This window comes from Marinobacter metalliresistant (genome assembly GCF_038098645.1).
Lineage (GTDB): Bacteria > Pseudomonadota > Gammaproteobacteria > Pseudomonadales > Oleiphilaceae > Marinobacter > Marinobacter metalliresistant.
Genome location: NZ_CP101118.1, coordinates 856252 through 879284, shown reverse-complemented (window position 1 = coordinate 879284; position 23033 = coordinate 856252). Strand labels below are relative to the sequence as shown.

22 protein-coding genes are annotated in these 23033 nt (G+C 58.0%); 12 read left to right on the top strand and 10 right to left on the bottom strand.

Annotated features, from left to right (window positions below; translation table 11 throughout):
• Positions 1-140: 140 nt before the first annotated feature.
• Complete coding sequence (leuA, locus tag NLK58_RS04075) at positions 141-1835, top strand: 2-isopropylmalate synthase (RefSeq protein WP_341582117.1); 1695 nt, start codon at positions 141-143, stop codon at positions 1833-1835.
• Between the two features lie 94 nt (positions 1836-1929).
• Here leuA and NLK58_RS04070 read toward each other — a convergent pair whose 3' ends face one another.
• The 3 genes from NLK58_RS04070 to xseA all read right to left on the bottom strand — a co-directional run bounded on the left by NLK58_RS04070 (position 1930) and on the right by xseA (position 5822).
• A complete protein-coding gene (locus NLK58_RS04070; protein WP_048494874.1) occupies positions 1930-2139 on the bottom strand; it encodes a cold-shock protein in 210 nt (69 codons plus the stop codon).
• A 316-nt stretch (positions 2140-2455) separates the two neighbouring features.
• Positions 2456-4330: a propionyl-CoA synthetase gene (locus NLK58_RS04065; RefSeq protein WP_341582116.1), complete on the bottom strand. Its 1875-nt coding sequence runs from the start codon at positions 4328-4330 to the stop codon at positions 2456-2458.
• 103 nt (positions 4331-4433) lie between these two features.
• Entirely contained in the window at positions 4434-5822 is a 1389-nt protein-coding gene (gene xseA / locus NLK58_RS04060; protein ID WP_341582115.1) for an exodeoxyribonuclease VII large subunit, read from the bottom strand.
• Between the two features lie 192 nt (positions 5823-6014).
• Here xseA and guaB point away from each other — a divergent pair, with 192 nt between their 5' ends.
• Together guaB and guaA are read left to right on the top strand one after the other, a co-directional pair.
• Positions 6015-7478 carry an IMP dehydrogenase gene (gene guaB, locus NLK58_RS04055; protein ID WP_117617390.1) on the top strand — a complete coding sequence of 488 codons (1464 nt, stop codon included), beginning with the start codon at positions 6015-6017 and terminating at the stop codon, positions 7476-7478.
• A 63-nt stretch (positions 7479-7541) separates the two neighbouring features.
• Positions 7542-9119 carry a glutamine-hydrolyzing GMP synthase gene (gene guaA / locus NLK58_RS04050; protein ID WP_117617389.1) on the top strand — a complete coding sequence of 526 codons (1578 nt, stop codon included), beginning with the start codon at positions 7542-7544 and terminating at the stop codon, positions 9117-9119.
• Positions 9120-9286: 167 nt separating this feature from the next.
• Here the strand turns inward: guaA and NLK58_RS04045 are convergent, their stop codons facing one another.
• The 6 genes from NLK58_RS04045 to NLK58_RS04020 all read right to left on the bottom strand — a co-directional run bounded on the left by NLK58_RS04045 (position 9287) and on the right by NLK58_RS04020 (position 11815).
• On the bottom strand, positions 9287-9700 hold the full coding sequence (locus NLK58_RS04045) for a type II toxin-antitoxin system VapC family toxin (protein ID WP_117617388.1): 414 nt from the start codon (positions 9698-9700) through the stop codon (positions 9287-9289).
• Positions 9697-9939, bottom strand: a complete 243-nt coding sequence (locus NLK58_RS04040) for an antitoxin (protein WP_117617387.1) — start codon at positions 9937-9939, stop codon at positions 9697-9699. Before NLK58_RS04040 ends, NLK58_RS04045 begins: the two co-directional genes overlap by 4 nt.
• 284 nt (positions 9940-10223) lie before the next feature.
• The gene (locus tag NLK58_RS04035; protein WP_117617386.1) at positions 10224-10523 is read right to left on the bottom strand and encodes a type II toxin-antitoxin system RelE/ParE family toxin; all 300 of its coding nucleotides are present in this window, start codon (positions 10521-10523) and stop codon (positions 10224-10226) included.
• Positions 10523-10771, bottom strand: coding sequence for a type II toxin-antitoxin system ParD family antitoxin (locus tag NLK58_RS04030; RefSeq protein WP_117617385.1), 249 nt, complete (start codon positions 10769-10771; stop codon positions 10523-10525). Before NLK58_RS04030 ends, NLK58_RS04035 begins: the two co-directional genes overlap by 1 nt.
• A gap of 355 nt (positions 10772-11126) precedes the next feature.
• Complete coding sequence (locus NLK58_RS04025) at positions 11127-11495, bottom strand: type II toxin-antitoxin system HigA family antitoxin (protein ID WP_117617384.1); 369 nt, start codon at positions 11493-11495, stop codon at positions 11127-11129.
• A gap of 17 nt (positions 11496-11512) precedes the next feature.
• Positions 11513-11815, bottom strand: a complete 303-nt coding sequence (locus tag NLK58_RS04020; protein WP_117617383.1) for a type II toxin-antitoxin system HigB family toxin — start codon at positions 11813-11815, stop codon at positions 11513-11515.
• 508 nt (positions 11816-12323) lie between these two features.
• Between NLK58_RS04020 and NLK58_RS04015 the strand changes: the two genes are divergently transcribed.
• The 9 genes from NLK58_RS04015 to NLK58_RS03975 all read left to right on the top strand — a co-directional run bounded on the left by NLK58_RS04015 (position 12324) and on the right by NLK58_RS03975 (position 22267).
• A complete protein-coding gene (locus NLK58_RS04015) occupies positions 12324-12716 on the top strand; it encodes a hypothetical protein (protein WP_341582114.1) in 393 nt (130 codons plus the stop codon).
• A gap of 138 nt (positions 12717-12854) precedes the next feature.
• Entirely contained in the window at positions 12855-14156 is a 1302-nt protein-coding gene (locus NLK58_RS04010) for a TolC family protein (protein ID WP_341582113.1), read from the top strand.
• The gene (locus NLK58_RS04005; RefSeq protein ID WP_341582112.1) at positions 14149-15249 is read left to right on the top strand and encodes an efflux RND transporter periplasmic adaptor subunit; all 1101 of its coding nucleotides are present in this window, start codon (positions 14149-14151) and stop codon (positions 15247-15249) included. The genes NLK58_RS04010 and NLK58_RS04005 overlap by 8 nt, the downstream gene beginning before the upstream one ends.
• Positions 15250-15252: 3 nt before the next feature.
• On the top strand, positions 15253-18345 hold the full coding sequence (locus NLK58_RS04000) for an efflux RND transporter permease subunit (RefSeq protein ID WP_117617379.1): 3093 nt from the start codon (positions 15253-15255) through the stop codon (positions 18343-18345).
• Positions 18342-18650 carry a DUF3240 family protein gene (locus tag NLK58_RS03995; RefSeq protein WP_162893682.1) on the top strand — a complete coding sequence of 103 codons (309 nt, stop codon included), beginning with the start codon at positions 18342-18344 and terminating at the stop codon, positions 18648-18650. The genes NLK58_RS04000 and NLK58_RS03995 overlap by 4 nt, the downstream gene beginning before the upstream one ends.
• 272 nt (positions 18651-18922) lie before the next feature.
• Positions 18923-19423: a tRNA adenosine(34) deaminase TadA gene (gene tadA / locus NLK58_RS03990; RefSeq protein WP_341582111.1), complete on the top strand. Its 501-nt coding sequence runs from the start codon at positions 18923-18925 to the stop codon at positions 19421-19423.
• Between the two features lie 9 nt (positions 19424-19432).
• Positions 19433-20428, top strand: a complete 996-nt coding sequence (gene galE / locus NLK58_RS03985) for a UDP-glucose 4-epimerase GalE (protein ID WP_117617376.1) — start codon at positions 19433-19435, stop codon at positions 20426-20428.
• Positions 20429-20456: 28 nt separating this feature from the next.
• Positions 20457-21800 carry a UDP-glucose/GDP-mannose dehydrogenase family protein gene (locus NLK58_RS03980; RefSeq protein ID WP_341582110.1) on the top strand — a complete coding sequence of 448 codons (1344 nt, stop codon included), beginning with the start codon at positions 20457-20459 and terminating at the stop codon, positions 21798-21800.
• Positions 21801-21832: 32 nt separating this feature from the next.
• Positions 21833-22267 carry an HIT family protein gene (locus NLK58_RS03975; protein ID WP_341582109.1) on the top strand — a complete coding sequence of 145 codons (435 nt, stop codon included), beginning with the start codon at positions 21833-21835 and terminating at the stop codon, positions 22265-22267.
• On the opposite strand, the gene fabR is transcribed toward NLK58_RS03975, so the two are convergent.
• Positions 22264-22896: an HTH-type transcriptional repressor FabR gene (gene fabR / locus NLK58_RS03970; RefSeq protein WP_117617373.1), complete on the bottom strand. Its 633-nt coding sequence runs from the start codon at positions 22894-22896 to the stop codon at positions 22264-22266. The genes NLK58_RS03975 and fabR overlap by 4 nt on opposite strands.
• Positions 22897-23033: the final 137 nt, after the last annotated feature.

The window sequence follows — 23033 nt, the reverse complement described above, 5'->3', positions numbered from 1 at the left end:
TCCATGAATATTATATAAATAGCAATTAATGAATTAAAAAGTACGCTTTTCAACCAAACTTCGCAATCAAATATCAGCGTTATCGCGTTAACCTGTACGCACTGAGAATTTCACCCCCGAAACTGCAAGGAATAACACGCATGGCTTTCGATCATCGCAAATACGTTGCGTTCAAACCTGTTGCCAAAACCGATCGCCGCTGGCCCGACAAGGTCATCGAAAAGGCGCCGGCCTGGTGTGCGGTAGACCTTCGGGACGGTAACCAGGCGCTGGTGAAGCCCATGTCGGTTGCCCAGAAGCAGCGGATGTTCGATTTACTGGTCAAGCTGGGCTTCAAGGAAATTGAAATCGGTTTTCCTGCTGCGAGTCAGCCTGACTTTGACTTCTGCCGCAAGCTGATCGAGGAAAACCGCATTCCCGAGGATGTAAAGATCCAGGTACTGACCCAGGCCCGGCCGGAGCTGATCGAGCGCACCTACGAAGCGCTCTCTGGTGTCCGCAAGGCCATCGTGCATGTCTATAACTCGACATCGACCGTGCAGCGGGAGCAGGTGTTCGGGCTCGACCGCGACGGCATCCGTGATATTGCGGTAAATGGCGCGAAGGTGGTCAGGGACATAGCGGCACGCCATCCGGAAACGGAATGGACGTTCCAGTATTCACCGGAAAGTTTCACTGGCACCGAGCTGGATTTCGCGGCGGAAGTGATCGATGCCGTGAGCGACGTCTGGCGTCCGGACCAGGGGCAGCCGATGATCATCAACCTCCCAGCGACCGTTGAAATGGCTACGCCGAACGTGTTTGCCGACCAGATTGAATGGATCTGCGACAACATCAGGCGTCGTGAGCACATCAGTATCAGTGTGCATACCCACAACGACCGCGGCTGCGCCGTGGCGGCTGCGGAACTGGCTGTGATGGCCGGTGCCGACCGCGTTGAGGGTACCCTGATGGGTAACGGGGAGCGTACGGGGAATATGGATCTGGTCACCATGGCGATGAACCTCTATTCCCAGGGCATTGACCCCACGCTGGATCTTTCCGGAATGGCGGAGATCAGCGAGCTGGTTGAAGCCTGTACCGAGATCTCCACCCATCCCCGCCACCCCTACGCCGGGGAGCTGGTGTTCACCGCCTTCTCGGGCAGTCACCAGGATGCCATTCGCAAGTGTCTGGCGCGCCGGAAAGAAGGGGAGACCTGGAATGTGGCCTACCTGCCCATTGATCCGTTTGATGTAGGCCGCCGCTATGAGGAGGTTGTGCGCATCAACAGTCAGTCTGGCAAGGGCGGTGTCGCCTATGTGCTGGAGCGGGATTACAACATCAGCCTGCCGCGCTGGCTGCAGATCGAGTTCAGCAAGGTGGTGCAGAGAGAAGCCGAAACCAACGGCGGCGAGATCGATTCACTGACCATTCACCGGCTGTTCGAGGACCGTTACCTGAAGGTTCATGCTGACTGGGCATTGAGGTCCTACGATCTGCACCGGGACGAAGAGGGCGTTCGCGCCGAAGTGTCCGTTGGCAGTGAGTCTGCACCAGTGCGCCTGGACGGCCGCGGCCTGGGTGCCGTGGAAGCGGTGTCTGAAGCCCTGGAAGGCCGGTTCGGACTCTCCATTGCGGTTGAAGCGTATGACGAGTTTGCCCTGGGCGAAGGCACCAATGCCAATGCCCTGGCCTGTATCCGCCTGACTGCGAATAGCAAGCACTGCAGTGCGGCGGCACTGGCGGAAGATACCACCTCTGCGACGCTGCAGGCGCTGTTCTCGGCCGTGGCACAGGCGGTGGGAGCCGAAATGCCGGAGCCGGCGAGGGAGGCCGAGGTTGCGGGCGCCTGAGCCAGACCGGCGCCCGGAACGACACAAGCCGGCACGAATGCCGGCCTGTTGATTTTCCAATGCCCGTGAGGGGCAAAGGACGGAACGGAAACCCTTAGACGGGGGTTACGTTTTCCGCCTGGGGACCTTTCGGGCCCTGTGTAACGGTAAACTGTACCTGCTGGCCTTCGGTCAGGGTACGGAAACCGCTTGAATTGATTGCGCTGTAGTGAACAAACACGTCACTGCCACCGTCCTGAGCGATAAAGCCAAAGCCTTTGGACTCGTTAAACCACTTAACGTGGCCAGTTTTAGTATCGGACATTGATCTTTCCTGTCTTTCTGTAATTTGCCCTCACGGGACCTTCAAATTCCATGTGGAACCGGTGCTGAGAAATCCAGAGAGTACTGAGGAAAGGGGCAACGAAGAGCACTTCGGCAGGACGTTGAAACGCATTCACCAAATACCGCTGTATGTTCACAGCATTTTCAGTATAGACCGAGTTCGGGGGCCGTCAACGAAATTTTCAACCCTTTCATGCAGGTTTTAATTTGCCTGGAAACAACGGGTTGTGAGTCAGGACATACAGACCCATCGTCCCCGGTTTGACCGGGGACGATTACCGGTTGCCGACAGGCTGCTAGTGGCGGAATTGCTCGCTGATTTCCTCCAGTATGGCCGGGTCGTCAATGGTGCTGGGAACGGTGTATTCCTCGCCATCGGCAATCTGCCGGATCACCCGTCGCAGGATCTTGCCGGAGCGGGTTTTCGGCAGGCGTTCGACCACCAGGGCCCGCCGGAAACAGGCAATGGCACCGATCTTGTCACGCATCATCTCCACCAGCTCATCTTCCAGCTCATCGTGGTCAATGGTCGCACCATCCTTGATCAGCACGAGACCAATGGGAATCTGTCCTTTCATGTCATCGTGAGCACCCACCACGCAGCACTCCGCGACGGCTGGATGGGAGGCCACCACTTCTTCCATCTCGCCGGTAGACAGGCGGTGGCCGGCAACGTTGATCACGTCATCCGTGCGGCCCATGATGAATACATAGCCGTCATCATCAATGAAGCCGCCGTCGCCGGAACTGTAAAACCCGGAAATGGGTTCCAGATAGGTTTTGCGGAAGCGCTCGTCGTCGCCCCAAACGGTCATCATGCAGCCCGGTGGCAGTGGCAGTTTTACGGCAATCTGCCCCTGTTCGCCCGCGGGTATCTGGCTGCCGTTCCTGTCCACCACCTGAACGTTGTAACCGGGTGAGGGTACAGTCGCAGAGCCGGGTTTGGTGGCCATCATTTCGATGCCGACCGGATTGCAGCAAATGGCCCAGCCGGTTTCGGTCTGCCACCAGTGATCGAGAACCGGCAGGCCGGTATGTTCCTTCAGCCATTCGTACGTCGCCGGGTCCAGCCGCTCGCCGGCCAGGAACAGGCGCTTGAGAGAGCTGATGTCGTAGCGGGAAAGCTGGTCCGCCTCGGGGTCTTCCTTGCGAACCGCCCGGAAGGCCGTCGGAGCGGTGAACAGCATGTTTACCTTGTGATCCTGAACCACCCGCCAGAATGCGCCGGCATCGGGCGTTTTTACCGGTTTACCCTCGTAGAGAATAGTGGTACAGCCCGCAAAGAGCGGGGCGTAGACGATGTAGCTGTGGCCGACTACCCAGCCCACGTCCGAGGCGGCCCAGTAAACATCGCCGGGTTTGGTGTCGTATACCAGGTTCATGCTGTAGTTCAGGGCAACCGCGTGGCCGCCATTGTCCCGGACCACGCCTTTCGGCTTGCCGGTAGTGCCGGAGGTATAGAGGATATAGAGCGGATCGGTTGATTTGACGGGCACCGGGTCAGCCGGTTCGGCGGCTGCCATCAGTTCGTTCCAGTCGAAATCACGGCCCGGGCTCAGGTCTGCCTTTGCCTGGGGTCTCTGGTAAACAATGCAGGTTTCCGGTTTGTGGCTGGCCTGGTCGATGGCCTTGTTCACCAGTGGCTTGTATTCGATGACGCGAGTCACTTCGATACCGCAGGAGGCGGTGATAACCGCTTTGGGTTTGGCATCATCAATGCGAACCGCCAGTTCGTGGGCGGCAAAACCGCCGAACACCACCGAGTGAATCGCGCCGATGCGTGCGCAGCCGAGCATGGCGATAACGGCTTCAGGAATCATCGGCATGTAGATGATAACCCGGTCGCCTTTGGTGATGCCACGATCCTTGAGGGCGCCGGCGAAACGGGCCACCTCGTCGGTGAGTTCGTTGTAGGTGTAGGAGTGCTTGGTGTTGGTGACCGGTGAATCGTAGATCAGGGCTTTCTGGTCGCCCCGGCCGGCCCGGATGTTGGCATCCAGCGCCACGTCACTGGTGTTCAGGGTGCCGTCGGGAAACCACTGCCCGTGGCCGTTGTCGGTCGGCTGCCAGATGGTTTTCGGCGGTTCGAACCAGTCAATTTTTTCCGCCTGTTCACGCCAGAAGTCGTCCGGGTTGTCTATCGACCGCCGGAATTCTGAGTGGTAGTCCATATATTCCACCTCATCGTGCCTGTTGTTGTTTTAGTGCGTTTCCTGACAACTTTAGGCCGTTTGAAATCACGGACTAGTAGACCATTGGCTTAGTCTGGCCGGTTTATGGCTCCCTTTCCTCCGCAGATTTGACCGATGTCACCTTTGCCGTCAGCTCACCCTTGGCAACCCGGGCAGAAACGGTTTCCCCGGCACTGACCGCCGATGCCTCCCGGATGATCCTGCCATCACTATCCCGCACGATGGCGTAACCACGGCCCAGGGTCGCCAGGGGGCTCACGACATTGAGAGTCTGTGCCGCGTGTTCCAGGTTTTCCCGCCGATACCTGAGACCCTGTTGCATCAGCGAGACCAGTTGATCGGTAATGCGGTTCACCGTAGCCTGGTTTTGCGAAAGCTGCCGGCCAGGTGATTGCATCACCAGCCTCTGGCGCAGGTGGTCATTCCTGGTACTTACCGTGCTCAAGCGCTGTCGGATAGCCTTTCCAAGCCTCAGCTCCAACTCATCCATGCGCTGGGCCTTTTCAAGCAATTCCCGTCTCGGATCCCGCAGTCGCGCGGCCAGGTGCCCGAGCTGGGTGTTGAGGCGTTTCAGGGCAAGCTCCATGGCGTTGGAGAGCCGGAACTCCCGCTCACGGAGCTGCTTCAGCCAGTCGGACTGGTCCGGTGAGATTTTTTCGGCAGCGGCCGAGGGCGTCGGGGCCCGCAGATCGGCAACGAAATCGGCAATGGTGACATCCACCTCGTGACCAACCGCGCTGACGGTGGGGATTGTGCACGCTGCAATGGCCCGGGCCACGGCTTCTTCGTTGAAGCACCAGAGGTCCTCCAGAGATCCGCCACCCCGGCCGATGATCAGTACATCGGCAACGCCATGGGCCTGGGCCCGTTCAATGGCACGGACAATATCGGAGGTTGCCGCCTTGCCCTGCACGGCGGTTGGATAAAGGGTAACCGGAATGGCCGGGCAGCGACGTGCCAGTACCGTGAGGATGTCGTGAATGGCCGCGCCGGTTGGAGAGGTAACCACACCAATGTGTTTTGGTAGTGAAGGTAACGGTTTTTTTCGGGCGTTATCGAACAGGCCTTCGGCGAGAAGTTTGCGCTTGAGCTCATCAAAGGCCTGCTGCAGTGCGCCGAGGCCGGCCGGCTCTAAATGCTCGACGATAATCTGGAAGTCGCCCCGGTTCTCATAGAGGGTGACTTTGCCGCGGATGCGTACCTGGTCGCCTTCTTTCGGCAATGTGCGGATTCGCTGGTTCAAACCGCGGAACATGGCGCAACGTACCTGGCATTTTCGGTCCTTCAGGGAAAAGTACCAGTGCCCGGAGGAAGGCCGTGAAAATCCCGACAGTTCACCTTCCACCCACACCTGCATAAAACTGGATTCCAGCAGGTGCCTGGCCTGGTGGTTCAGTTCGCTGACGCTGAGTGCCCGGGGGCGGGTGTCCTGAAGGGGAGATGTCACCGGTCTGACTCCGTCGTTATGCATACGCAAAAGCCGAAAAATGGGAGGTTAAAAATAGCGAAATTTCAAAAAGATGCAATCGAACGTTGAAAACGGCGCGGTTTACTGTCCCCGAGAGCCCCTTTATAATGGATCGATTAAGGATTTTGCTTTGTTGTACCGCCGCGGGTACAGCACGGAAATTCCCAACTTAGCACGTTCAAAAGGCGGATCCCAATGCTGCGAATTGCCGAAGAAGCCCTCACATTTGATGACGTTCTGCTGGTTCCCGGATATTCAGAAGTTCTTCCCCACCAGGTTAGCCTGCAGACCCGGTTGACCAAAGGTATCACTCTGAACATTCCGCTGGTGTCTTCCGCAATGGATACCGTTACCGAAGCGGACCTGGCCATCGCCATGGCCCAGGAAGGCGGAATTGGCATCATGCACAAGAACATGACCGTTGAGCAGCAGGCAGCAGCGGTTCGGAAGGTCAAGAAGTTCGAAAGCGGAGTGGTGAAAGACCCGATTACCGTGACACCGGATACCACCGTCCGCGAGTTGGTGGATATCACCATGGCCAACAACATTTCCGGCCTGCCGGTGGTCGATGGCCGCGATCTGTTGGGCATTGTCACTGGCCGCGACATCCGGTTTGAAAGCCGGATGGACACCCCGGTGCAGGACATCATGACGCCCAAGGATAAGCTGGTCACGGTGAAAGAAGGGGCCTGCCTGGACGACGTCAAGGAGTTGCTGCACCGCCACCGCATCGAAAAGGTGCTGGTGGTCAATGACAATTTCGAGCTGCGTGGACTGATCACCGTCAAGGACATTCAGAAGGCCAAAGACTACCCGCTGGCCTGCAAGGATGACCAGGGGCGGTTGCGTGTCGGTGCCGCTGTCAGTACCGGCGGCGACACCGAGGCGCGGATTACGGCGCTGGCAGAGGCCGGCGTGGATGTGCTCGTGGTTGATACCGCCCACGGTCATTCACGGGGTGTGATCGAGCGTGTTCGCTGGGTCAAGCAGAACTTCCCGGAAGTTCAGGTGATTGGCGGTAACATTGCAACCTCCCAGGCGGCTCTCGCTCTGGCGGACGCCGGTGCCGACGCCGTGAAGGTGGGTATTGGTCCCGGTTCTATCTGCACTACCCGCATTGTCGCCGGCATTGGCGTACCCCAGATTTCAGCGGTCTCGAACGTGGCGGCTGCCCTGAAGGAACGCGGCGTACCGCTGATTGCCGACGGTGGCATACGATTCTCTGGCGATATCGCCAAGGCCATAGCCGCCGGTGCCCATTGCGTCATGATCGGCAGCCTGCTGGCCGGTACCGATGAAGCACCCGGCGAGGTTGAGCTGTTCCAGGGCCGCAGCTACAAGGCATACCGTGGCATGGGCTCAATCGGCGCTATGGGGCAGGGCTCCAGCGACCGTTACTTCCAGGATGCCAGCAAGGGTATCGAAAAGCTGGTGCCCGAGGGCATTGAAGGCCGTGTCGCCTGCAAGGGGCCAATGCGCAACATCGTTCACCAGCTGATTGGCGGCCTGCGTGCTTCCATGGGCTACACCGGTAGCGCCACAATGGAAGAGATGCGTACCAAGCCGGAATTTGTGCGCATCACCAACGCTGGTATGCGTGAGAGCCACGTGCACGATGTGACCATCACCAAAGAAGCGCCAAACTACCGTATCGGTTAATCATTGCCTGACCAGACGCGGCTCCCCTGAGGGCCGCGTTGTTCATTTAGCTCCGAGGACTCCATGGCCCAGAACATTCACGACCACCGCATCCTGATTCTCGATTTCGGTTCCCAGTACACCCAGCTCATTGCCCGCCGTGTACGGGAGATTGGCGTCTACTGTGAGATCAGGGCGTTTGATATTACCGAGGAAGAACTCAACGAGTTCAACCCGAAAGGGATTGTTCTTGCCGGTGGGCCTGAGTCGGTCACACAGCTGGGCGGCCCCCGGGCGCCGGAAGGCCTGTTTGATCGCGGCATTCCGGTCCTCGGTATCTGTTACGGCATGCAGACCATGGCGGAGCAGCTCGGCGGCCGGGTTGCCAGTTCCGAGAAGCGGGAATTTGGCTACGCCCAGGTGAAAGTGCGCGCCACCGGCCCGCTGCTACGGGATATCACCGATCACCTGACCACCACCGGCGATTCGTTGCTGGATGTCTGGATGAGCCACGGTGACAAGGTGGTGGCTATGCCAGAAGGCTTCGAGCTGCTGGCGTCTACCGAAAGCGCCCCCATTGCCGCCATGCAGGACCTGAGCCGGAACCTCTATGGTGTTCAGTTCCATCCGGAAGTGACCCATACGCTTCAGGGCAAGCGGATTCTCGAGCATTTTATTCTGGACGTGTGTGGTTGCGAGGCGCTGTGGACGCCGGCGAAGATCGTGGACGACGCGGTTCGGCAGATCCGGGATCAGGTAGGCAGCGACAAGGTGCTGCTGGGCTTGTCCGGGGGTGTCGACTCCTCCGTGACTGCTGCGTTGCTGCACCGGGCGATCGGTGACCAGCTGACCTGTGTGTTCGTGGATAACGGCCTGTTGCGTCTCCACGAAGGCGACCAGGTGATGGACATGTTTGCCCGCAATATGGGCGTGAAAGTAATCCGGGTGGATGCAGAAGACCTGTTTCTGTCTAAACTCAAGGGCATCAATGATCCTGAGCAGAAGCGCAAGATCATCGGCAACACCTTTATCGATGTATTTGACAGCGAAGCGGCCAACATCCGCGATGTGAACTGGCTCGCCCAGGGCACCATTTATCCGGACGTAATCGAGTCAGCCGCCTCCAAGACCGGTAAGGCGCACGTCATCAAATCTCACCATAACGTGGGTGGCCTGCCGGAAACCATGAAAATGAAGCTGGTGGAGCCGCTGCGGGAACTGTTCAAGGATGAGGTGCGCCGGATTGGCCTTGAGCTGGGCCTGCCTTACGATATGGTCTATCGTCACCCGTTCCCGGGTCCGGGCCTGGGCGTGCGCATTCTCGGTGAAGTGAAAAAGGAATACGCCGATATCCTGCGCAAGGCAGACGCCATCTTCCTGGAAGAGCTCCACCGTGCCGATCTCTACCACAAGACCAGCCAGGCGTTTGCCGTGTTCCTGCCGGTCAAGTCGGTAGGCGTGGTTGGCGATGCCCGCCGCTACGAGTACGTGGTGGCCCTGAGAGCGGTTGAGACCATCGACTTCATGACAGCCCGCTGGGCACATCTGCCGTACGACCTGCTTGAAACGGTCTCCAACCGGATCATCAACGAGATTACCGGTGTGTCCCGGGTAACCTACGACGTATCCTCCAAGCCGCCGGCGACCATTGAGTGGGAGTGACAAAAATTTTAACACATTGAAATATAATAATAAAAATTACCTAATCGATAATACAATCTGCATTATCAATGGCATTTTTCATGGTATTATCAAGTAAGAGAAGCGTAAACTGATATCATTCCATAAGTAAATGCCGGCGGGAATGTGTTTTGGGCAGGCGCCGCAGACTATGCCTGTAGCCAGTTCTCCACTTTCAGCCCTGGCACCCGGGAGAATTCCCTGACATTGGCGGTTATAACTGTAAGGTCATTTGCGAGTGCATGTGCAGCAATCAGCAGATCATTTGGCCCAATGGGTGTTCCCTGACGTGTGAGGTGATGGCGTAATGATGCGTACTGGTGGTCGGCGGGTGTTTCCAGTGGCAGGATTTCCAGTGCCGAGAGGATCATGTCAATGCGCTCTGCAAGTTTTGCAGAGTTTGACGTGATTGCGCCATAGCGGAGTTCCGCGGCTACAATGATGCTGGTGCAGACAGTATCCTCGCCTGCCTTGGTGATCTGTGCTGCTACCACGCCTTGCGGATTGCGGACAAGATCGGACAGGATGTTGGTATCCAGTAAATACGCCAGGGATCCATTCATAGCTGCACGTCATCCAATGGAGGCAGGTCATCATCGATATCGGGGAAGGGTTCAGTCAAGGGATCCAGAGAGGCTAGCAGCGCCAGCAGCCTGCCTTTACGGATCGGCTCCACAATCAGCCGGTCACCCTCCTTGTGGATGAGTGCTTCCTCACCCTCCAACTCGAACTCGCGAGGGATGCGTAGGGCCTGGTTGCGCCCGTTGCGAAAGAGGCGTACATGGCGTTCAGAAGTTGACATTCGAATATCCTCCGGCTTATAAGGCATATGTCAAAGCATATGCCTAGGAGTCCGGTAAGTCAACCGATCCTGTAAGTGTGCGGCGTGACAGCGTTATCCCGGTAAGTTACAAGGTGATTAGCAGCACAACTGTACATGGTATCTGTCATGGTAATGTCACTTACCAATATGCTTAAGCTATTGAAAATAAAGTATAAAAATGACCAGTTTGTAATTGAGTGGGAGTAGGCCAGATCTGGCACTGGCAGGCAACAGCAGGCATGTCACCCTTAATACCTGATTGTTCAGTCAGGTAGAAAATAAGTAATGATATCCATCTCCTTGTGCGGGACGCCGATAATATCAATGCCTTTTTCACCAATCAGGTAGAAGACAACATGCTCGCCTTGAGGGAAACTGTAATAGCCTTCAGCCACATCCAGGCGATGTTTGCCCAACCGTGGATTTTCTGCTAACCAGCCAAAGCGTTTTTCGAGTGCTTTCAGGTAATTATTTCGTTGGCGTTTACCCCAGTGCTGCTCTGTATATCGGCCGATGTTTTTTAAGTCATCCTGAGCCCTCGGGGTAACTCTGAATCCGGGCATCAGACTTCGTTATCCAGATCGTTGATCAGTGTGTCCATTTTGAAATTATCAATGAACTCACTGGCTCTGGCCTGTTCAACGCCCTGCGCCAAATGACTTCGTAAAGCGTCAAGTTTGCTTTTGCGCTCTTCCATTGAGCGTAGGGCATCCCGGACAACTTCACTGGCAGAGCCGTAACGCCCGCTGGCAATCTCATTCTTGATGTAAACTTCCCAGTGCTCACCTAGGCTGAGACTTGTCGTTGCCATATTGCTCTCCAAATATTCATAATTAACAAATATGAATATATATCAAGCTGGAAAGAGAGGCAACCGTTGTTTGATCCGTCAGTTTTTCGAGTGATTAGCAACAATTTCTGAACATGATATTTTTCATGGTATTAACATTAACGGAAATCGTAAGAGTATGAAAATAAATACAAAAAACTGCTCGTTTGTAATTGAGTGGGAATAACCGGAGTCCGCATGAACAAGGGGTCAGAAGAAGGCTTTCTTCTGACCCCGGCTTAACTGACGCCAGGCCCGAAAAAGCAATGTCCCGGACAGGCGCCGATCAATATTTGAGCAGAAAATAAATCTGGGTGTCTCCTTTTCCTTTTTTTGGTCAGGCATGAGCTTGAGGCGGTTTGATCAGCGATTCAGCCGGAATACCCAAGCCTTCGTGGAGCTTCCAGATCATCTTCAAAGTCAGCGAGCGCTTGTGATTTAGGATCTCGTACACGCGATTACTTTTGCCGATCATCGGCTCCAGGTCTTTAGCGGTTAAGCCCTTGCGTTCCATTTCGAACTTGATCGCCTCAACAGGATCAGGCAAATCCATCGGGAAATGCTTGGCTTCATAAGCCTCGATCAGTGTGACCATGACATCCAGCTTTTCGCCTTCTGAGGTGTCTGGTCCAGCCATCATCAGGCTTTCAATTTCTTTTAATGCCGCTTGGTAGTCGGTATCAGTTTTAATCGGTTTGATATCCATCGTTAATCCTCCGGCAGTTAAATCGTTTGCACATCAATCTTGTCATACTGTGAGTGGGTGCCAATAAAGCGGATGTATACGACGCGATAGGCGTAGCTTATCCAGACCACAAGTCGATACTTGTTCCCCGCAATATTGAACACCACCCGGCCATCCTTGAGGATGCTTGCGTTCCTGAAGTCCTGCTTTACCTCTGCAGGTGAGCTCCAATCGGCATGTTGGGTATGACGGTGCCAGGCCAGTGTCGGCTCTTTGGCATCCTGGTACTCCGGGTTTTCTTCCCAGAAGGCTTTCAGTGTCGATAGTGCGATGATTCTCATGCTTAAAACGTTAGTCCCAATACGGGACTATTACAACAGTTTTTGGATGTACCCTAATTTGGCTGACGACCTTGGTCGTTATCCCCATACTGGAAACAAGGAATGACTCGTCCGGCACATCCGAAGAAAGAGATTGAAACCGCGCTCAAGCATGCGGAAGAGGAGGGCTGGCGAGACGGTACCGGAGGATTGATCTATGGAATACATTTTTACGCTGAAGTACTAACTGTCCGACCGCGACTGTGACCCGGATGCGCTGGTGGAGCGCCTGATCGAGGCCTCGCCGGATCTTGTCGGCTTGACGGATGTGGCGGACGTCGTGGGCGTTCTCACGTCAAGTCCCGTGAACAAGGGGTCAGAAGAAAGCTTTCTTCTGACCCCGGCTTAACTCAGGTCGTCAAAGCTGCTGGCGGCCGGATTGCCATGATTCAGGTATATGGTGCGGGTCTTCTGCTTGAGCTAACAGGTTATTGCCCGGCATCGGAGAACTGAGTATGATCCCGAAACCATGCATCGATCACAATTAACCACGCTCACGAAAATCTTCTGGGTAGCCTACCTGGCTATCGCCCTGGTGTTTATCCAGGGCGCGCGGTTGCACATGCATACTTACGATCATGAGTCGACCACGTCGGAACATGCGCATCAGGAACATGGCCACGTCGACTACGGAGTTTCGGCTAAGAAACATCCTGACCAAGTGGGTCAAATCAACCTGTCTCAACAAGGAGTCCTGAAAAAACTGCCGCCTGGATCGCTGGTCATCGCTTTGTTTTCGGCAGTGATCCTGCTTCTGCCGAGACGGCTTTGCTCCCAGATATCGTGGCGCCTCTATCGCCATGCACCATTCCTCTCTTCCGCTTTCAGTCTAAGACCGCCCCTGCGCGCACCCCCGCTCTGAGACTCTGAGACTTCCCTTTAGATGGTTTTGCCTGCGAAGACCTGCCGTTGGTCTGTGCTGAGCAATGCCGCATGGCTTTTTATCTTGAATGCTTTTCCGCGCGTGTCGTATCACCGACGCAGCGCTCAGGAGTGGGTAATGTTCAATGTTTTGTTCTTGGCGCGCCGAAAAAACCGGCGAGCGGTAGTACTGTGGTTCCTGCTGTCCTGTACTGTGCCGGTATCGGCCATGGGTCAATCGCAGGGTATATGGACACTGGAAGACAGTATCCGGCGCGTGGTCGAAATTGCGCCGGAAATCCGTGGTGCGCAGGCGGCGGTCGGTGCCCGCCAGGGTGCACTGCAACAGGCCGGTGTGTGGCCGAACCCGCAGATCGAATTGCGTGCCGACGACAGTATCGGCAAGGACGCGGGCACCGGAGGCACTGATTTTACCCAGTTTGCGATCAGCCAGCCGCTGCCGCTGAGCGGTCGTCTTGGACACCAGCAAGCGGTCGCCGGGGCGGCCCTGGACGCTGCCCGTGCTGAGCAGAGCTATCAGCAGATCCGCCTGGAAACCCAGGTGGCGCAGCGCTATCACAGCCTGCAGCTGGCTTTGGGGCGCCTGCGCCTGGCACAGCAGCGCCTGCAACTTGCCGATGACCTGCAGAACACCGGGCGCCGCCGCGCCCAGGCCGGGGAGCTTTCCGAGCTGGAGCGTCTGCGCATGGATCTGATCCGGGAAGCCGCGCAACAGGCATTGAATAGTGCCGAAGGCGCCTATAACGAAGCGCTGAGCAGATTTCGTGTCTACTTGGGGCTATCCGGCGAGACGACACCTCAATTGACTTCCCTTAAACCGTTCGGCCTCGTCCCCGCGCTGGAACAGTTGCAAGCCGGTATGGCGAACCATCCGGCGCTGCTCGCCGCGAAACACCGAGTCGAGGCGGCGCGATCAGGTGTGGACCTGGCCCGTGCCGAGCGCTTGCCGGATCTCAGCCTAAGTGTGTTTCGTGAGCAGGATTTACTCAACGGACGTCGCCAGGATGTCACCGGAATCGGCCTGGGTATCACCATACCTCTCTGGGACCGAAACAGCGGTCGCATCGGAGAAGCCCGGGCTCAAGTCATTGAGGGCCAGTCGGAACTGCAGGTGCTGGAACGGGATTTGGATAGCCGCCTGCGGCAGAGCTATCTGAATCTGAATCAGCTCGTTAAGCAGGGAGAGCATTACCGCACGCGGGTGTTCCAGCCTGCGCAAAAAGTATTCGAGCTGACGCGCAAGGCATATGCCAGCGGTGAGGTGGAGATCCTCTCGGTGATCGATGCCAACAACACCTATTTTGACGCCCACGAACGCTATTTGGAACTGCTGCAAGAGGCGTGGCTGGAGGCCGCGGATCTGCGCCTGGCCGCCGGTCGTGCCCTTGTCGCCACTGAACAGGATACTGATAATGAATAAGCCTTTAGCCACTCTGTTTTTCCTGCTAATCCCGGCGCTGGCGCCGGCCGCTGAACTGGTATTGACTCAGCAGCAACTGGCCAGCGCCCAGCTTGCCACCACTACCGTGACTGCCCGTGAGCTGAAACCACGCCTGGATCTGACCGCTACCCTCACCGCTGACCGGCGCAAGAGCCACCGTGTTACACCTGTCGTGGATGGCCTGGTGACCGAGTTGCTGATGGTGGAGAATGACACGGTGCATAAGGGACAGGTACTGGCCCGGTTGCGTAGCAATAGCCTGGGCCAGGCGCAGGCGGATTACCTGGAGGCATTGGCCCGCTTCGATCTGGCGCGCGCCGAGCGCGCCCGCATCGAGGGGTTATGGAAGGACGGCATCGTCGCGGAAAGCCGCTGGCTCGCGGTGGACAGCGAATACAAGCGTGCCCGTGCCACCCTGGATGCCCGCCGTCGCTTGTTATCGCTGGCCGGGTTGTCGGACGACCAGATACAGGCGCTGGCGCAAAAGCCCGACCGCCTGGCGGAGTTCGAGCTGATCAGCCCGATTGATGGCATGGTCACCGGTGTCGAGATCGAGTCGGGGCAACTGGCTACCGCTGGCCAGGCCGCTTTTCATGTCGACGACCTGTCCAGCCTGTGGGCCGAGGTACGGGTGCCGGTGGCAAGCCTGCCCCGGATCGAGCTGGGAGCGGAAGTCCTGATCCAGGTTGAGGCCAGCCCCGGGCGTGAATACCGCGGGCGGCTGCAATCTCTGGGCGGGGAAGTGGAGCGTCAAAGCCAGACCCTGGGCGGTCGAATCGTGGTCGACAACCCGGACGACGTCTTGCGGCCTGGCATGTACGCTGCCGTGACGCTGACCGGGATTTCCTACCAGGGCCTGGTGGTGCCGGCCAGCGCGGTGTTCCGGGTCGGCGAGCAGGCTTACCTGTTCGAGGTGACGGGTCCACGGCGCTTCAAGCCGGTTCCGATCGAAATCGGCATGGAGGCGGGCGACTGGATTGCGGTGCGCGCCGGTATCGCGGCCGACACCGAGATTGTCAGCGGCGGTGTGGCCGAGCTGAAATCGCACTGGCAGTACCAGGGAGGCGAGTAAGCCATGATTGCTGCACTGATTCGTTTCTCCCTGATCCAGCGGCTGATGATCCTGCTGCTCGCTGCCGCACTTACCGTCGGTGGGATATGGGCATTTCGCACCCTGCCGATCGACGCCTTCCCGGATATCGCCTCGCCCCAGGTGCAGGTGATCATCAAGGCGCCGGGCCTGTCGCCCACCGAGGTGGAAAGCCGCATCACCTTTCCCATCGAGGCGGAGATGCAGGGGCTGCCGCGCCAGACCGTGCTCCGTTCCACCACCAAGTACGCCCTGAGTTCCATCACCATCGATTTCGAGGACGGCACCGACATCTACTGGGCGCGCCAGCAGGTGGCCGAGCGCCTCAACCAGGTCTGGGGCGAGCTGCCGGCTGGCGTGGAGGGCGGTCTGGGCCCAATCACTACGCCGCTGGGCGAGGGGTATATGTACCGGGTCGAGGGGAAAGGTTACAGCAACCGGGAGCTGCGCCGTATTCAGGACTGGGTCATCCGCCCACGCTTGCGTACACTCGAGGGAGTGGCGGAGGTCAATTCCCTGGGCGGCGAGGTCAAGGTGTTTGAAGTCGTAGCCGATCCCGAGGCGCTGCTGGCCTACGGTCTGTCGATCGAGGACCTGGAGACCGCACTGGAGAATAACAACCGCAACGCCGGCGGAGACCGCATCAACCGTAACAACGAAGTATTGCTGGTGCGCACTGTGGGACAACTGCGGGATCCGGACGACATTCGGAGCATCACGGTGGCAACCCGTGACGGAATTCCTCTACACATCAGTGACGTAGCCAAGGTCCGCATCAACTCCCTGACCCGCTACGGGGCGGTCACCGCCGACGGCGAAGGCGAGGTGGTTACCGGCCTTGCGCTGTTGCGCAAGGGCGCCAACAGCCGCACCACCGTTGATGGAGTGAAACGCGAACTGGAGGCGCTCAAGACAGCGCTGCCCGAGGGGGTCCATATCGTACCCTTCTATGATCGCACCGAGCTGGTGACGCAGGCGGTATGGACCGTGGAAAAAGCGCTGGGCGAGGCCGTGGTGCTGGTGTTGCTGGTGTTGATCATCATGCTTGGCAACCTCCGGGCCGCCTTGACCGTCGCGCTGATCTTGCCGCTTTCGGTGCTGTTCACCTTTGTAATGATGCGCCTGTTCGGCGTCAGCGCCAATCTCATGTCGCTCGGCGGGCTGGCGATTGCCATCGGTATCCTGGTGGATGCCGCGGTGGTGGTGGTCGAGAACATTCATGCGCAACTCAGTCATGCGCCCAAGGGGATTGGTCGTCTGCACCTGGTCTACCGGGCAACACTGGAGGTGGCGACTCCGGTGATCTCCGCCGTGCTGATCATTATCGTGGTGTTTCTGCCCCTGTTCAGCCTGTCCGGGCTGGAAGGCAAGATGTTTACGCCGCTGGCGGTGACAATTGCGTTCGCGCTCATCGGCTCGTTGCTCCTGTCGCTGACGGTCATTCCGGTGTTCGCCAGCCTGTTGATGCGCGGTGGCGCGGAAAAGGATAACCGGGTGCTGGCTTTGCTGAAACAGGCCTATCTGCCGGTAATGCGTTGGGCGTTGAACAGCCGCAAGACCGCAGTTGGCGGTGCCTTGGTATTGCTGGTGATCGCAGCCGCACTGTTTCCCATGATTGGCAAGGAGTTCATGCCGGTCATGGATGAAGGCACCACCGTGGTTATCATCGAAAAGCTGCCCAGCATTTCGCTGGAGCGCTCGCTGGCGCTTGATGAGCCCTACCAAAAGGCCATGATGGAACTACCCGAGGTCACCGGCGTGGTGTCGCGTACCGGCGCCGACGAACTGCGCATGGACCCCATGGGCCTGTACCAGACCGACAACTTCATCATCACCAAGCCGCGCGATCAGTGGACGGTAAGCCTGGAGGAGTTTCAGGAACGGTTGCGTGAGAAGCTCGACCGCTTCGTCGGCATCGACTACGCCTTCACCCAGCCCATCGACATGCGGGTCTCGGAGATGCTGACCGGCGTGCGGGCCGCGATGGCCATCAAGTTGTATGGCGACGATCTTCCGGTGTTGGAGGAAAAATCCAAACAGATCGAAACGTTGGTCAACAGCATTCCCGGCGCCGTCGATGTCTTTCGTGCGCCGCTCTCGGGTCAGACTTACCTGCAGGTCGAGATCGATCCCCAGGCCATCGCCCGCTTCGGGATCAATGTCGATGACATCAATCGGCTGGTGGAGATTGCGGTCGGTGGTCGTGTGGTCACCGAGGTGATCCAGGGCAACTACCGGGTAGGTGTACTGCTACGCTATCCGGAAAAGTCACGCACATCCCCGGCAGACATCGGTGCGCTAAAGGTGGAAACACCGACGGGAGAAAAGATCCTCTTGAGCAGTCTGGCCAGGCTGCGGGAAGTGGATGGGCCGGTGGCGATCACCCGCGAATCGGCCAAGCGCCAGGTGGTGGTGCAGGCTAACGTCGAAGGCCGCGATGTGGTGGGTTTCGTCGACGATGTACGCGCCACACTGGAACGCGAACTGCAACTGCCACCGGGTTATTACGTCACCTATGGCGGCCAGTTCGAGAACCAGCAGCGCGCCGGCGCCCGTCTGGCGCTGGTCGTGCCGGTGGCCGTCGCGCTGATTTACGTCATGCTGTTTACCACCTTTCGCTCCCTTCGCCAGGCCGGCCTGATCATACTCAACATCCCGTTCGCCATGATCGGCGGCGTGATCAGCCTGTACCTGTCCGGCCTGTATCTGTCGGTACCGGCATCCGTAGGCTTTATCACCCTGTTCGGTGTAGCGGTGCTCAATGGTGTGGTGATGGTGACCTACTTCAACCAGTTGCGTGAAGCCGGCCGAACGCTGCTCCAGGCGGTTCAGGAAGGTGCCGAACGCAGGTTGCGCCCGGTACTCATGACCGCATTAATCGCCAGCCTGGGCCTGGTGCCGCTATTGACGGCGACCGGGCCGGGCTCCGAGTTGCAGCGCCCGCTGGCGGTCGTGGTGATCGGCGGACTGTTCACGTCGACGCTGCTCACACTGGTGCTGCTTCCTACCTTATATGCCTGGACAGAAGGGCGGGCGCAGCGACGCCTGGCTCAACCCGCAACGGAGGACCACGTGTGAAGATTCTGACGCTTATTGTGCATGCCAATACCCAGCAGGAATTGGGCGACCAACTGCGGACCCTGAGCGAGGTATCCGGCTTTACGTTCAGCCATGTGGAAGGGCACGGGGCTCAGGTGGAACGCGACCCGTTTCTCTCGGCACGTGATAAAGTGGTCGGCTACACACCGCGGGTTCGGGTGGATATCCTGCTTGATGACGCCGATGTAAGTGCCGTACTGGAGGCGCTTCGCCAGGCGGAAAACAGCGTGACCGGTGACGCTGTTTACTGGATAACGCCTGTGGAAGAAGGAGGTCACCTTTGATTGAGACAACCGATAGGCGAAAACCCATTCTCGGTCTGGCTTCCGACTCGCCGGTATGATGGCGAAAACGGCTCCCGGAACAGAAGTGTTTTCAATAGATTTTTGATCATGGTATTTTCATCGCACTTTAAATCTTCTGGAAAATCATAACCTGCTGTATTTAAGTGGTTATTTGAATAAGGGGTCAGTGAACAAGGGGTCAGAAGAAGGCTTTCTTCTGACCCCGGCTAAACTCTGCCCCCGGCTTAACTGACGCCATGCCCGAAAAGACAATGTCCCGCACAGAAGCCGATCACTATTGGATGACCCGGGCTCTGCAGCTTGCATCGGAAGCCGCGGCGAAGGGGGAAGTGCCTGTGGGCGCCGTGGTGGTGCTGGAGGGCGGGGAGATCGGGGCGGGCTTTAACGCGCCCGTCTCCGGCTGCGATCCGACTGCCCATGCCGAAATCCGGGCATTGCGCGACGCCGCGTCCCGGGTTGGCAATTACCGGCTGCCTGGCGCCACGCTTTACGTTACGCTGGAGCCCTGTACCATGTGCGTGGGTGCCATTGTCCATGGCCGCATCAGTCGCCTTGTGTACGGCGCTGCCGAACCCAAGGCCGGGGCGGTGGAATCGGCACGCCGGACGCTGGAAGAGCCTCATCTGAACTGGGGTGTGACCTCGGTCGGTGGTGTTCTGGCAGATCGTTGCAGTGAGATGATCACTGAATTTTTCAGTCGGCGGCGGGCGGAAATCCGGCGCCTTCGCAAACAATCTTCAGGGAAGGAGTAGTTCCCGCCTATGAAAGTCCTCGTTACCGGCGGCGCCGGGTATATTGGCAGTCATGTGGTTCGCCAGCTGGGCCAGGCCGGTCACGACATCGTGGTGTTCGATAATCTGTCCACGGGTTATCGCTGGGCGGTCACGGCAGGGGAGCTGGTTGTCGGCGATCTGGCCGATGAAGCGGCGGTCGGGGAACTGTTCTCCCGGCACCGGTTTGAAGCGGTCCTGCACTTCGCAGCCAACATCGTCGTGCCAGAGTCGGTCGCCAATCCCCTGAAGTATTACAGTAACAACACCCGCAACACCCTGAACCTTCTGAAAGCGGTCGAGAAGCACGAAGTGCCCTACATGGTGTTTTCATCCACTGCGGCGGTTTATGGCATGCCGGAGCAGACGGTGCTGACCGAGGATCTGCCGCTGGCCCCCATCAATCCCTACGGCGCCTCCAAGATGATGAGCGAGCGGATGATCATGGACCTGGCGGCGGCCTCCGGCCTCAACTACGTGATCCTCCGCTACTTCAATGTGGCGGGGGCCAACCCGGATGGCCTGCTCGGCCAGGCCACGCCCGAGGCGACCCATCTGATCAAGGTGGCCTGTGAGTGCGTCACCGGCCAGCGCGAGGGCATGAGTGTCTTCGGTACCGACTACGACACCCGCGACGGCACCTGCATCCGGGATTACATCCATGTTGAAGACCTGGCCAAAGCGCATGTCATGGCGCTGGATTACATGGCGGACGGCGGTCGTTCGAAGGTCATGAACTGCGGTTATGGTCGCGGGTTCACGGTTCGGGAAGTGATTGATGTTGTGAAGAAACAGTCCGGCACCGATTTTCCGGTTACCGAAACCGGCCGGCGCGCGGGCGACCCGGCGGCGCTGATGGCGGATAACACTCTTATCAGGCAAACCCTGGGTTGGCAGCCTGATTATGACGACCTGAATACGATTGTTGGCACCGCGCTGGCCTGGGAAGCCATCTGGCGGAAGAAAAAAGCCAGCGACACCCATTAATTTTCTTGTTTGTGTTGGGATTTAACGGATGAAAATTACGATTTTTGGAACCGGTTATGTAGGGCTTGTGACCGGCGCATGTCTGGCGGATGTTGGTCATCACGTTCTGTGTATGGATGTTGATCAGGCCAAGATCGGGAAGCTGAAGAATGGTCAGATTCCCATCTACGAGCCAGGTCTGGACAGCATTGTGAAGCACACCGTCGAGGCAGGGCGTCTTTCCTTTACCACAGACACCGAAGAAGCCGTCGGCCACGGGACCTTGCAGTTTATTGCGGTCGGCACGCCTCCGGATGAGGACGGGTCAGCGGATCTGCAGTACGTTACTGCTGTGGCCCGGTCCATCGGTGAATTCATGGACGACTACAAGGTGGTCGTGGACAAGTCCACGGTGCCGGTTGGTACTGGTGACAAGGTCGGGGCAGCGGTTCGGGCCCAGCTTGACCGCCGTGGGCTGGAGCTTGATTTTGACGTTGTGTCCAACCCCGAGTTCCTCAAGGAAGGCGCTGCCATCAATGATTTCATGAAGCCCGACCGCATTGTTGTCGGTACCGACAGCGAGCGGGCGGCGGAACTGCTGCGGGAAGTCTATTACCCGTTCAATCGCAGCCATGACCGCATGATCTTCATGGATCTGCGATCTGCGGAGCTGACCAAGTACGCTGCCAATTCCATGCTGGCTACCAAGATCAGCTTCATGAACGAGATCGCCAACCTGGCCGAACGACTGGGCGCGGACATCGAAGCCGTCCGCCGTGGTATCGGTTCCGATCCCCGGATTGGCTATCATTTCATCTACCCGGGCTGTGGTTACGGTGGTTCCTGCTTCCCGAAAGATGTACAGGCGCTGGCCCGGACGGCCAGTGACTGTGGCTATGAGGCGCGTCTGCTGAACGCGGTTGAGGCGGTCAACTACGCCCAGAAGCACGTCCTGTTCGATAAGATCAGTCACTACTTCGGTGGCGACCTGAAGGGCAGGGTCGTGGCCATTTGGGGGCTGGCCTTCAAGCCCAACACTGACGACATGCGCGAAGCGTCCGCCCGTACCCTGATGGAAGACCTGTGGAAAGCCGGCGCCACCGTTCAGGCCTTTGATCCCGAGGCCATGGAAGAAACCCAGCGCATCTACGGTGACCAGGACGGTCTGACCCTCTGCGGTACCAAAGAGCAAGCACTCAAGGGCGCGGATGTGCTGGCAATCTGCACCGAATGGAAGGAGTTCCGTTCACCGGATTTCGAGTCGGTCGCTTCCGCTCTCCGTGAGCCAGTCGTGTTCGACGGCCGCAACCTGTACGAGCCGGACATGCTCGAACGTTATGGGCTGATTTACTACGCCATCGGCCGTGGTCGCAGCCAGTTCCATTCGCAGTAATCACATTGGCAGCAAACAAGGGGGGGGCGATCATGAGCGGCCCAGAGGACTTCCGGTTACACGAACGGTTAAATGCCGATACCATTGGTCTCGGCAATAGTCCGCTGTGTGAGATCCGGCTGATGAACGACAGTACCTGGCCCTGGGTGCTTCTGGTTCCGGCTGTTGCCGGGGTCCGGGAGATCTACCAGTTGTCGGCGGATCAGCAGCACCAGTTGGTGCGGGAGTCCTCGGTGCTCAGCGAGGCCATGATGGACGTGTTCGGCGGCGACAAGATGAACGTCGCCGCCCTCGGCAACATGGTGCCCCAGCTTCACATTCACCATATCGTGCGTTTCGAAGGCGACCCGGCGTGGCCAGGCCCGGTGTGGGGCACGCAGGCGCCGGTGCCTTATACCGATCAGGAGCTGGAGCTGGTCAGGAAGCAGCTTGGTCCGGTGCTCTTGGAACTCCGGTCGGGCGTCTAGCGTCCTGAACGAGCCTGGTATTTTGCCAGCGTCTGGGAACCGACCAGAATCATCCGTAGCTCGGTTTTCAGCTTAACCTTGAGTTCCTCACGCTCCTTCGGAGTCGCATCCAGCGCCTCGGCACCCTGGTTGAACACCAGCGTCACCATGGCCTCGGCCACCAGCCTCGCTTCAGAAAGCGGCTTGTTCTTTTCCTCCGCGACCCGCCGAAGGTCATCGGCCAGTTCCGTCACGAAATGATCGATCTCCGCTTTCACCGCTGTTCGAAACGTGGTTGAAACGCCCGTACGCTCACGCAGCATCAGCCGGAAAAGGTTCGAATTGTTGCCAAGATACTCCATGAACGTCTCCACGGATGTTGAAATGGCACTGCCACCGTCCCGGGCGATCCGTTTACGGGCCTGACGCATCAGTTGCCGCAGAGCAACGCCACCTTCATCCACCAGGGCCAGACCCAGTTCATCGAGCTCGGCAAAGTGTCGGTAAAAGGAAGTCGGGGCAATGCCTGCCTCCCGGGCAACCTCCCGCAAGCTCAGACTGCCGAATCCCCGATCGGCACTGAGTTGCGAGAGCGCCGCATCCATTAATGCCCGCCGGGTTTTCAGTTTCTGCTCCGCTCTGGTGGCCAAGTTCAGACTCCATCTGCTGATAGAAAAGGCAGCATTCTAGCCGGCTGCCAACCCACAGTCATCCGGTCGCCTCATTTGCGTGCCAGCACGCCTGATTTTCAGCGCCATTGTGTTTATAATGGGCGGCTTTTCCGCTA